This is a genomic window from Helicobacter didelphidarum (assembly GCF_003364195.1).
Taxonomy (GTDB): Bacteria; Campylobacterota; Campylobacteria; order Campylobacterales; family Helicobacteraceae; genus Helicobacter_A; species Helicobacter_A didelphidarum.
The window spans coordinates 1-10,411 of record NZ_NXLQ01000036.1 but is presented as its reverse complement, the minus strand read 5'-3'; the positions used below and the strand labels follow the sequence as shown (position 1 = coordinate 10,411).

15 protein-coding genes are annotated in these 10,411 nt (G+C 34.7%); 10 read left to right on the top strand and 5 right to left on the bottom strand.

Annotation, left to right across the window (positions count from 1 at the left end):
- The coding region (locus CQA53_RS09635; RefSeq protein ID WP_147290025.1) for a fumarylacetoacetate hydrolase family protein at window positions 1-596 on the top strand (596 nt) is incomplete at its 5' end.
- Window positions 597-796: 200 nt separating this feature from the next.
- Entirely contained in the window at window positions 797-1,255 is a 459-nt protein-coding gene (locus tag CQA53_RS09630; protein ID WP_112052784.1) for a MerR family transcriptional regulator, read from the top strand.
- Window positions 1,256-1,423: 168 nt separating this feature from the next.
- On the opposite strand, the gene CQA53_RS09625 is transcribed toward CQA53_RS09630, so the two are convergent.
- Window positions 1,424-1,978 (bottom strand): YceI family protein, encoded by a 555-nt coding sequence (locus CQA53_RS09625; RefSeq protein WP_115543784.1) that lies wholly within the window; start codon window positions 1,976-1,978, stop codon window positions 1,424-1,426.
- 9 nt (window positions 1,979-1,987) lie between these two features.
- Window positions 1,988-2,431 (bottom strand): MarR family winged helix-turn-helix transcriptional regulator, encoded by a 444-nt coding sequence (locus CQA53_RS09620; RefSeq protein ID WP_245945854.1) that lies wholly within the window; start codon window positions 2,429-2,431, stop codon window positions 1,988-1,990.
- 221 nt (window positions 2,432-2,652) lie between these two features.
- On the opposite strand from CQA53_RS09620, the gene dcm reads away from it, so the two are divergent.
- Together dcm and CQA53_RS09610 are read left to right on the top strand one after the other, a co-directional pair.
- On the top strand, window positions 2,653-3,591 hold the full coding sequence (gene dcm / locus CQA53_RS09615; RefSeq protein ID WP_220272083.1) for a DNA (cytosine-5-)-methyltransferase: 939 nt from the start codon (window positions 2,653-2,655) through the stop codon (window positions 3,589-3,591).
- The gene (locus CQA53_RS09610) at window positions 3,588-4,727 is read left to right on the top strand and encodes a phospholipase D-like domain-containing protein (RefSeq protein ID WP_115543781.1); all 1,140 of its coding nucleotides are present in this window, start codon (window positions 3,588-3,590) and stop codon (window positions 4,725-4,727) included. Before dcm ends, CQA53_RS09610 begins: the two co-directional genes overlap by 4 nt.
- 104 nt (window positions 4,728-4,831) lie before the next feature.
- Here the strand turns inward: CQA53_RS09610 and CQA53_RS09605 are convergent, their stop codons facing one another.
- The 3 genes from CQA53_RS09605 to CQA53_RS09595 form a co-directional block, all read right to left on the bottom strand.
- Entirely contained in the window at window positions 4,832-5,200 is a 369-nt protein-coding gene (locus tag CQA53_RS09605; protein WP_115543780.1) for an MmcQ/YjbR family DNA-binding protein, read from the bottom strand.
- A gap of 89 nt (window positions 5,201-5,289) precedes the next feature.
- Window positions 5,290-5,892, bottom strand: coding sequence for a GIY-YIG nuclease family protein (locus CQA53_RS09600; protein ID WP_115543779.1), 603 nt, complete (start codon window positions 5,890-5,892; stop codon window positions 5,290-5,292).
- An 89-nt stretch (window positions 5,893-5,981) separates the two neighbouring features.
- The gene (locus CQA53_RS09595) at window positions 5,982-7,058 is read right to left on the bottom strand and encodes a DNA adenine methylase (RefSeq protein WP_407918852.1); all 1,077 of its coding nucleotides are present in this window, start codon (window positions 7,056-7,058) and stop codon (window positions 5,982-5,984) included.
- A 284-nt stretch (window positions 7,059-7,342) separates the two neighbouring features.
- Here CQA53_RS09595 and CQA53_RS09590 point away from each other — a divergent pair, with 284 nt between their 5' ends.
- The 6 genes from CQA53_RS09590 to CQA53_RS09565 are packed head-to-tail and all read left to right on the top strand — an operon-like array spanning window position 7,343 to window position 10,242.
- Window positions 7,343-7,945, top strand: coding sequence for a DUF2589 domain-containing protein (locus CQA53_RS09590; RefSeq protein WP_115543778.1), 603 nt, complete (start codon window positions 7,343-7,345; stop codon window positions 7,943-7,945).
- Between the two features lie 39 nt (window positions 7,946-7,984).
- Window positions 7,985-8,620 carry a DUF2589 domain-containing protein gene (locus CQA53_RS09585; protein WP_115543777.1) on the top strand — a complete coding sequence of 212 codons (636 nt, stop codon included), beginning with the start codon at window positions 7,985-7,987 and terminating at the stop codon, window positions 8,618-8,620.
- A gap of 18 nt (window positions 8,621-8,638) precedes the next feature.
- A complete protein-coding gene (locus CQA53_RS09580; RefSeq protein WP_115543776.1) occupies window positions 8,639-8,902 on the top strand; it encodes a hypothetical protein in 264 nt (87 codons plus the stop codon).
- Window positions 8,902-9,276 (top strand): hypothetical protein, encoded by a 375-nt coding sequence (locus CQA53_RS09575; protein ID WP_115543775.1) that lies wholly within the window; start codon window positions 8,902-8,904, stop codon window positions 9,274-9,276. The genes CQA53_RS09580 and CQA53_RS09575 overlap by 1 nt, the downstream gene beginning before the upstream one ends.
- Before the next feature lie 22 nt (window positions 9,277-9,298).
- Complete coding sequence (locus tag CQA53_RS09570) at window positions 9,299-9,628, top strand: hypothetical protein (protein WP_115543774.1); 330 nt, start codon at window positions 9,299-9,301, stop codon at window positions 9,626-9,628.
- A 20-nt stretch (window positions 9,629-9,648) separates the two neighbouring features.
- The gene (locus CQA53_RS09565) at window positions 9,649-10,242 is read left to right on the top strand and encodes a glycoside hydrolase family 19 protein (RefSeq protein ID WP_115543773.1); all 594 of its coding nucleotides are present in this window, start codon (window positions 9,649-9,651) and stop codon (window positions 10,240-10,242) included.
- Window positions 10,243-10,411: the final 169 nt, after the last annotated feature.

The window sequence follows — 10,411 nt, the reverse complement described above, 5'->3', positions numbered from 1 at the left end:
AATCAATGCGATTCAAAAAAGAGGCATTTGATGGCAAACGCGAAGAGGCGGTGTATTTCTCTAAGCGAGTGAATGAATGCGCCTCACCAGATTCTATATTCCATAGAGAATCAAAGACAAATCAGCTTGATTATGAGGTCGAACTTGTCGTAATTATCGGCAAAGATTGCAAGAATATCCCAAAAGAGCAGGCAAAAGAAGTGATTTTTGGCTATACGATAGGCAATGACATCTCTGCGCGCGATTTGCAGGCAAAGCACAAGCAATGGTATGCGGGCAAAAGCCTTGAGGGAGCATTTCCTATGGGTCCTTATATCATTTTGCGTGATAGCCTTGATACGAGCAATCTTGCCATTAAAAGCTATGTGAATGGGGAATTGCGTCAAAATAGTAATACTTCAAAGATGATTTTTGGGATAGATTCTGTGATTGCGGAGCTTTCATCGTATTTCACGCTTAAAGCCGGAAGTATCATCTCTATGGGGACGCCAAGCGGAGTGGGAATGGGCTTTAATCCGCCACGATTCCTACAAAGTGGCGATATTGTTACTTGTGAGATTGAAGGAATTGGAAGTATTAGGACACGGATTGTATAAGATATAGTGTATGAATGATCTACATACAATTCTAACATACGATAAGATATTGAAACATCTTAAAGAATTTGGGTAACAGAGTCTGATAGATTTTAAGTAGATTCTTAAGTGTTAAAAATTTATGTTTTAAAAAATAAAGTAAGATGTTTATCAATAATTTTCTCATTATCTCCCTATATTGCAATCTAAAAGGAGCAAATATGGCATACACGATACTTGAAGTCTCAAAGCAAACAGGAATTTCGCCTCATACATTACGATTCTGGGCGAAAAAAGGGTTGTTTCCATTTGTAGAACGCGATAGCAATGGCGTCAAGTATTTCTCTCAAAGCGATATTGAATGGGTTGGCTGGATTGATTGGTTTCGTCGGAGCAATATGAGTATCGAGGATATTAAGCAATATGTCAATCTCGCTATGCAGGGCGATAGCACGGCACAAGAGAGGCAGAGAATGATAGCTATTCAGCACACAATCGTGCTAGAAAAAATTAAGGAGTTTCAAGCCATCGCCAAATCACTAGAACACAAACTTGATGTGTATGCCAATATGCTTTCAAATGGCAAAGACGCGATGAATCCCCAAAGCAAGGATTATGTGAAGTGCAAAAAAGTGTGTAAAAAAGATACAAAAAAGGACAAAAAACGCAAATCAAAATAGCACACTGCAAATGCGATAAGCCCCAAAGATTCTATGCAAAACCTCTATTCAAAGACCCTATTATATAGAATCTTATCAAGGAGTCTAAGCAATAATCCAAATCCGCATTTGACGCTTTGAGTAGGCTTTAGCATGAGATTGTCTCGCAGTCAAAATCAAAAAGTCTCACTACTCTTCCCACAAAGTCTCTATCTCTATCATCGCCTCATCGCTGTGCATACCCGAGCCTTTCATACCAAAATCCTTGATATTGAGCTTAGATTCTAATGTGAGTTTAGGCATTGTTGCATCACTTATATCAAGGCTATAATCAAATGCGATGTTTTTCTCTACGCCATTGAGTGTGAGATTTGCTCGCATGGTGCCTCTATATAGCCTCTCTTCGGTGCTATTTATCTCATAGCTTGTCATCACAAATATGCCTTTTGGATTCACACTTGCATTGAAATAATCTGCTTCTAAAAGATGTTTATCGCGTTTTTTACTATCACTAAAGACAGAATCTATCACAATCTCGCCTTGCAGACTCTTGATATTATGGGGAGATTCTAAATTCAATGTGCCACTAAACTGCTTGAAATGCCCCTTCACATTCATAAAGCCCATTTTCTTAATACGAAAGCCAATATGCGAATCATTCTTCAAATGAAACTCTTTTGCGCTCACAGAGACAAGCCCCATAAACGCACACATTATCAGTGCAACTAAACTTTTTAAAGCCATAATTTTCCTTTAATCTGAAGTATCAAAATCTCCCTCAAAGAGCTTGAATAAAATCCTATGGAGCGTCTCTATCTCATCGCTATCTATATGGGATAAAAGCAATTTTTTTTGCATTTTGAGCATATATTTGTAGCTTTTTTTTGCAATCTCTTTGCCAGAATCTGTCAGCAAAATGAGATTTTGTTGTCTATTTTTGGGATTTCTCTGACGATAGATAAAGCCTTTTTGCTCCATATTATCAAGCAAGATTCTCACATAATTTTTATCCACTTGGATATAATCACAAAGCTTGATTTGCGAGATTTCTTGATTGAGACATACCCACAAAATCCCTACTTGCTTATGCTCCAACTCATATTGTGCCTTTGTATATTCATCAAAAGCAAATGAAAGCTTCTCACGCAATTTTGTCGCCAAAAACCCAATAGAATCACGAATATCAATAGAATCCACTCTGTATTCCCCTTCAAAAGATAATCTTGAAGTATTATCACTATTAATGATAATACTAAAAAATGATTATAATGAAAAGTTACCAATGAGTCAAGAAACTTTAGAATCTTTGGAGTTACTATCATTTTATTATATTTTTCAGCACAAATGAGTGTATGGGGATTTGCATGATTTATGATATAATGTTGATTATATCTTAAGGTTAGGTTTAAATTGTGAATATATCTTTTATTGACCTTTTTGCTGGTATTGGTGGGTTTCATTTTGCACTTAAAGGGCAAGATTGTCTTTATGCAAGCGAAATTGATTTAAATACACAGAAGACATATAGCTTGAATTTTCCTAAAACACCACTTTTTGGAGATATTACCAAAGATGAAGTTCAAGCCCTTATTCCCAACAAATTTGATATTTTATGTGGCGGATTTCCATGTCAGGCTTTTAGCATTGCGGGGTATCAAAAAGGCTTTGATGACACAAGAGGAACATTATTTTTTGAGATTGCAAAAATTGTCAAAACGCATAGACCAAAAGTAATATTTTTAGAAAATGTTAAAAATTTAAAGAATCATGACAAAGGTAATACATTTTCAGTTATTCTAAATACCTTGCAAGATTTAGGATATTTTGTTTTTCATGAAATCTTAAATTCTGCTACACACGCCAATATACCTCAAAATAGAGAAAGGATATTTATTGTTGCTTTTCACAAAAAACAAGTTAAGAAATATCAAAAATTTGCATTTCCACAACCTGTCAAATTAACAAAGACTATTCATGATTGCCTAGAATCTATAAAACAAGATGATTGTTTTTACTATACACCAAAAAGTCAATATTATGATTGGCTTAAAGAAAGTGTTGTAAAACGAGATACAATATATCAACTACGCAGAATCTATGTGAGAGAAAATAAATCAAATCTTTGCCCAACTCTTACTGCAAATATGGGAACAGGTGGGCATAATGTGCCTATAATCAAAGATGATTTCGGTATCAGAAAACTCACACCTAGAGAATGTTTTAATTTTCAGGGCTATCCGCAATCTTTAAAATTACCAAACCTGCCAAATTCAAAACTCTATATCCAAGCAGGGAATTCTATCACACTGCCTTTGGTAAAAAGAGTGGCAAATGAAATCTTAAGAGTGATTCAATGATTGATTTTTACCAAAAAGACAAACAAGAGGGTTTAAACTACTTAGAGACTATCCAAATTATTTCTAGTTTATCAAGGCTTTTTAGTGAGAATGATGTGCCATTTTTGCATTATAGAGTAATGGAAAATTTATTTTGTTCATGCTTTAATGCAGAGAATCTTAGTCGCTCTGATACTGCCTACGATGCAAAAATAGGAAATTTAGGGGTTGGATTAAAAACTTTTATCTGCTCAAGAACTACAAGTATAGAAAAAGTAGCAGAATTTAATAAGGATTCTCAATTTTTAAAAACAAAAACCAATTCTAAAGATTTAGCAGAGACTTTAAGCAATCTTAGAAATCAAAGAATTGATTTAGCAAATAATCTTTATGGCATTAATCATGCTATCTATCATATCATTGCCAGAAAAAATAATCAGCTGATATTTTTTGAAACTGATTATGATAAAATCAATACTTCAAACTTGCGAAATATTAAGGATACAAAATCTTCACTTAGTTTCTATGATGGTAACAATGAATACTTTTTTAACTATTCAAAAAGTGTGTTACAAAGAAAATTTTATATTCCAAATAAATATTCCACTTTAGATATTCAAATCTTAAATAATCCTTTTGAGATTCTTTTATCACTAAAAAATAAAATTTTAGAATCGAATGCTATTAAACCACAGATTATAGGAAAAGATTATATTATCCTACCTCTTTTTAGTCTTAAAGGCAATAAACATGTCCCAGAAAAAAGTGGATTAAATCAATGGAATGCAGGTGGGAGACCAAGAAGTGCAGATGAAATTTATATCCCTATACCAAATGAAATCCACAAGATCTGTCCAAGATTTTTCCCAGATAGAGATACTCCATTTATCTTAAAAACACCTATTAATCAAGAATTGAGTGCAAAACTTTGTCAAGACAACTCAAAAGCTTTAATGACAAACCCTAACTCTGCACTAAGTGAATGGTTATTGCGAAAAATACTTATGCTTAAAGAAAACGAATTACTTACTTTAGATAAATTAGAATCTTTGGGCTTTGACTCTGTTATCATCACAAAGGAAAATGATAATCTCTTTAAAATTGATATTATGCCACTTAATAGCTATGAAAAATTTATTACTGAACTAAAAAACTAAAAACATACAACGATTCTCAAATAATTCTATAAAAGATTTTCATAAATAAAACTCATATAATGTGGCAAAAAATGCAAAAAGCTCAAAAAGTTTTTCAGCTTAAATCACGCAAGTGCATAGCTTTCATCTAAAAATCCGCAAAGCTCTTGCAAAGAAAGTGTATCGCCTTCTAGCAAAATACTTATCCAATGTTTTTTATTCATATGATATGCCTTAAAACATTTTTGATTATCCACAAAAGCAAGCACATCTTGTGGGTCAAGCTTGAGATTCACAATCTCTACCAACCCCTCTTCTTGCAAACCTAATTGCGTTTTGTCAATCACACAAAAAGCTGCATACCATTTTTTGCTTTTCTTTTTGCGCAAAATTGCATTTTTGGACTTTTTCCACAAAAATTCTAACTCATCGCCATATTTTTCTTTAGCATATATACAAAGATTTTTCGCATTTTGACTTTTAAATATTTTCATAGAATTTCTCCATATATTTGAGAGATTTAGAAATCCCCTGCGATTTTATTTTGACTATTATACTTTGTATTCATTCCATGCTTAACTCATCATCTCTTCACCTCTTTACGATTAATCTTTTTCTCTCGCATTTGGGCATTTTGCTGTAAATCTGCGTGTTTGGTTTTAATCTCAAGTGGCCAATCCATTCCTTGCTCTTGCACATTCCAATCCGGGTGTTTGCCATCTTCGCATACTAAATAATCCTCGATACAACACTGCTCAATTAATTTATAAGAAATATAAGCATTAGGAATCTTCTTAAGTCCAAAAAGCCCCTTAATATCTTTTTCAAAATTTTCTTGATAAATCATATAAAATTCAATTTTCGCACCACCTAAAATACTATAATAAAGAAAATACCAAATCCCAAAGCTGCGGATACTAGGACGCCCTTTCACTCCTCCATCACGATAAATCTCTAAAGTTGCTTTGATGCCACCCACTGCTTGAGAACCACCAATCTTTTTAATCTCGCCATTGACAACGATAAGATACACCCTTGCAACATTTTCAGTAAGAATTGTTTGGGGTAAGGGTTTGCCATTTTCATCATATAAATTTTTGAGATAATTAAAATTAAGCTTCGTGCTACCCTTGACAAACTCGACATCAGCGATTTTAAAGGCGGTTTTGACTTCACTTATTTTCATTTTCACTCCTATATATTGATAGATTCCCACGACTTTTTGCTATCACAAAAACTTCGCAATAGCAAACCACTTTTAGATTCTCCAAATCACTAAAAATTCATTATCAGCAATTCATGGCTTTGCTTGATATTATCCTTATCGCCTCGCTCTATGCGGTTTTTGCCCACTCGAGTTTCACCCTGCCCCATTGTGTATTGCCATTTTGGCTCTAAGATTCTAAAGCCTCTATACGCCTCACGCACGAACGCACAATCATTATAACTTAAGATAAATTTGCCCTTATGATTTTTAAGACACTCTCTCAAAAGCTCATGATTAAATCCATTATGATGAATGGGGAAATTCCGCATAGGATAGATTCCGCGAAACATCTTAGAATCTCCCTCCAAAAAATAAGGCGGGTCAAGATAGAAAAAATCTCGTGGGTATAACTCAAACACAGATTCAAAACTCGCACATTCTACGCTAAGATTTGGCACACTAAAATCCCTCAATTTTTGTAATGCACTCAAATACCGCGTTTTATCCTCATAAATCTTACTCATCCAGCCCAAAAAGCCCGGACCGTAGCTCAAGTTAAAGTTAAAATAATAATCCCTCGCTAAAGTGAGTGAATCTAGCTTGATTTGAGGTTTATGTGTGCGAGATTCTCTATTTTTGTGTCTTTCATTCCAATAGGCTTTCAGTTCATCTTTAATCGCTTCATAAGTCTTTTTATCAGGCTCTAGCTTCGCTAACTCTTCATAAAGCGCCTTAGAATCTCGCAATAAAACTTGCCAAAAATTCACCAAAATATCAAAAATATCAAAAGCTTTGACTTCTAGCCCAAGCTCCAAAGCACAAGCCACTTCGACACTGCCTCCACCTATAAATGGGCTAATCACACGCTTAGTATCACAAGGAAGATTTTCTATTATCAACCCCACTGCAAGTGATTTGCCACCACCATAGCGAAGAGGGCTTTTGGTATAGCGTTTGTAGTTTCCACTTGATTTAGATTTGAGTGTAGTAAGAAAGGCTTGTTTGCGTGATTTATTCGCATTATCTTTGAGATTATGTGCAGATTCTATAATTTGACTTATTTTGTGAGAATCTACACTTTTCATCACATTATGCGTATCTTCATCGCACTCAAAAAGGTTTCGCTCTCTTAATTCTAATGCCAAAATATCCTCCAAGATGTATTCGCTTTGCAAAAACTGCTATTATAGCAAAATTGCAGACGCCTTAAAAAATATTCCACAAACTTTGCAAGATTCTCTTCATACTCCTCAAAACATAAATAAAAGAGAGAAACTTATAGAATCTGTATAAATTCTCCCGCTCGTTCTCCCCACCAACCGCCATACAACACAATAATCAAACAAAAAATTCAAAAATGTATAAAAAACACTTGACAAAAGCATAGTGATTAAAGTATGATTGCATAAATTTTTTGAAAGGTTAAAAAATGGCAAATGCAAACAAATCTCTAAGCGACATTATCATCTCCATCGCAAAATCTGTCGCACAAGCACAAAGCGATGTCGAGGAATCCCAACTCTCCCATATCTTTACTTTTTTCGAAAGAAAGTTTAAAAAAGATGAAAAAGGCAATCTAACCGATGACTTGCTACCGGGTATTTTCCCTAGAAAGCTAAAAATAGGAATCCCAGATTCTGATTCTAAATTCTTCCGAACAAAATATTATAGTGTCCCCTATATCAATCTCCTGCCTATCACCCCCATTCATATCGAAAACATTAAAACAGAATTTGATGTGAGTTTGGTTGGAATAGAAAGCAATCAACAAACAGAGGAAGGAGAAGAAACAGAAGGCGATATGAAAGACTTTAAAGCCCTGCCCTCTTTGAAAGTCGATGTCGTGGGCGGTGGCTTTGGTAAGAAAAATGGACTTTCAGCCCATATTTGCCTCACAATGAGTAGGCACGACTTGCCAGAGGGGACTTCGCGAATGATAAATGAGCTTATCAATAACGCTCAAGGTTATCAGGAGGATTTAATCCTAAGAAAGGAGGGACAAGACAATGAAGAAGAAATAGATGAAAGCTGACTTTAATAATCTCAAAACATTCTATTTAAGGAGTTTCATATGGCAACAGAAATTACAAATCAATTCGCGGGATTACCAATGGCATCTTTGATTGGTGGTCCATTACAGGCAGCTTGTGATGCACAATTACAACTTGCAAACGCAACCGCAACTTTTATCAAAACGGTGGGTATGAATGAAGATGGGCAGACGATTAGAACGGCTGATTTTCATTATGAGCAAATCAAAGAAGATGGCAGTATTCAAAAGATGAATATTCAAGCCCCGCTTCTTGCGATTGTGAAAGTCCCAAATCTCTCTATCAATAATTTGGACATTACCTTTGATATGGAAGTCAAAACTGCCGAAGAATCAAAAGAATCAAGTGATAAAAGTGGTTCGCTTGATGCGGAAGCAAATATAGGCTTTGGCTGCTTCAAAGCACGAGTCGCAGTGAAAGGCTCAATCAGCTCTCATCAAGAAAATACAAGAAGCACAGATACTTCGGCGAAATATCATATCGAACTTCACGCAAAAGATGAGGGTATGAGCGAAGGCTTATCAAGAGTTTTAGATATTATGCAAAGTGCGATTCAGCCAAGAGAAATCGCCTCAAACACGAAAGAAATAGCAGATTCTAAAAATACAGAATCTGAAGAAACAGAGACAAAACGCAAACAAAATACAAAAGAATAAACACTAAAAGGATAAATTATGGCTAAGATTTTTGACTTGACTTCAATAAGGTTTATCAAAAGAATCACCATAGGGCAACAAGATAATACTCCATATAGCGAGGAAGATGCAAAAAAAGATTTAGACTTCATCAATAAATGCCTCAATGACTTTCCAAAGGGACATATTATTGCGTGTGAGAAAAATTTTAAGATTATGAATATGGGAGAACATCAAGTCGTCCAACAATATGTCGTCTATCATATTGCATTTGAGAAAAAACCTTTGTGGATACAAGATTAATGTCAAAAGCCATAAGTATAAAAGAATTTGCCTCTCTTGTGAATCTTGAAAAAGATTTTTGCGAGAGGGCAATGCATGATTTTTCGCAAGAAAAGCTAAAAAGATTGGGTTTTTTGCTTTGTAAGAATTTTTCTTTGAGCATAGAGCAGGCATTAACTATGCTTTATTGCCCTTATTATGTCATTGATATAAAGATAAGTGTGAATGTCTATAAGGATAAGAAAAATCGATATAGAGTGAAAAAGCCACATTTTTTGAGATGTTTGTTTAGACATTTGAGTATTCATAATTTCACTATCGAGAATGAAAGAATCTACTTAGATAATGAAATGATTGATGAGAAAGAGGCTGAAGAAATTTGGCTGATAATATAAGATTCAAGAGAAAGGATAGGATATGCAAGAACATCACATTATACCAAAATCACTTTTTGGTCTTTTGTTAGGAGAGAAATATGAGTTGCTTACAGGCTCAACAATTCTTTTGCCAGAAGACGAACGGGAAGCAAGGCAAAATGACAAAGTAATTTATCATGTTTCTCACCCTAACTACAATGAACAAGTAGAGAGACTCCTTATGAGACATAGTTCATCTGATACTTGTATCGATATTGATACTGAAACTCTAGAAGAACTTATACAGAGCATTAGAGGACGAATAAATTTCATACATGAAGAATGGGGCGAGATTGCAAGTATTGATGAGCTGAGCTTAGAAGATATATAAAATTAAGAAAGGAGGCAACAATGAATCTTACACAAGACAATTTGAACACAATCAACCCAAAGTTAAAAGTAGAAATGCTCGTGCCACTCTTTGAAAAATATGAGATAAATACTCTCAATCGTGTCTGTGGATTCTTAGCGCAATGCGCCCATGAAAGCGGGAATTTCAGATGTAGAGAGGAGAATCTGAATTATTCCGCACAAGGGTTAGCAAAAGTATTTCCAAAGTATTTTAAGGACAAAGACACGAACGAATATGCACGAAAGCCAGAAAAAATCGCAAACCTTGTCTATGCTAATCGTATGGGCAATGGCGATGAAGCAAGTGGAGATGGCTATCGTTATAGAGGTAGAGGCTATATCCAGCTCACAGGCAAAGAGAATTATACGAGGTTTGCAAAAAGCATTGACAGGGAGCTTAGCGAGGCGGTGGAGTATTGCACGAGCGATGAGGGTGCATTAGAATCTGCTTTATATTTTTGGAAAAGAGAGAATCTCAATAAGTTTTGTGATAATGATGACATCAAAGCGATGACAAAGAGGATTAATGGTGGCTTTAATGGCTTGGAAGAGAGGCAGAAAAAATACGAAATGTATAAGGGAATCTTTGCGTGATTGCAGTAGATTCTCATAAATCTAACCCCATGTATAAAATCAGCATACATTAATCCGATTCTGATTTTATACAAAATTATACATTGAGTAATTTTACTCATCTTTTACTTCAGATTCTAAGAATCAACTTTCAATTTAAAAGTATAATAAATATTAAGTGTATTTTTAC

Coding starts and splice junctions, on each gene's coding strand:
- CQA53_RS09630 (WP_112052784.1), top strand. CDS start 797: ATGGCATACACGATACTTGAAGTCTCAAAGCAAACAGGAATTTCGCCT.
- CQA53_RS09625 (WP_115543784.1), bottom strand. CDS start 1,978: ATGGCTTTAAAAAGTTTAGTTGCACTGATAATGTGTGCGTTTATGGGG.
- CQA53_RS09610 (WP_115543781.1), top strand. CDS start 3,588: ATGATTGATTTTTACCAAAAAGACAAACAAGAGGGTTTAAACTACTTA.
- CQA53_RS09605 (WP_115543780.1), bottom strand. CDS start 5,200: ATGAAAATATTTAAAAGTCAAAATGCGAAAAATCTTTGTATATATGCT.
- CQA53_RS09600 (WP_115543779.1), bottom strand. CDS start 5,892: ATGAAAATAAGTGAAGTCAAAACCGCCTTTAAAATCGCTGATGTCGAG.
- CQA53_RS09590 (WP_115543778.1), top strand. CDS start 7,343: ATGGCAAATGCAAACAAATCTCTAAGCGACATTATCATCTCCATCGCA.
- CQA53_RS09585 (WP_115543777.1), top strand. CDS start 7,985: ATGGCAACAGAAATTACAAATCAATTCGCGGGATTACCAATGGCATCT.
- CQA53_RS09580 (WP_115543776.1), top strand. CDS start 8,639: ATGGCTAAGATTTTTGACTTGACTTCAATAAGGTTTATCAAAAGAATC.
- CQA53_RS09575 (WP_115543775.1), top strand. CDS start 8,902: ATGTCAAAAGCCATAAGTATAAAAGAATTTGCCTCTCTTGTGAATCTT.
- CQA53_RS09570 (WP_115543774.1), top strand. CDS start 9,299: ATGCAAGAACATCACATTATACCAAAATCACTTTTTGGTCTTTTGTTA.
- CQA53_RS09565 (WP_115543773.1), top strand. CDS start 9,649: ATGAATCTTACACAAGACAATTTGAACACAATCAACCCAAAGTTAAAA.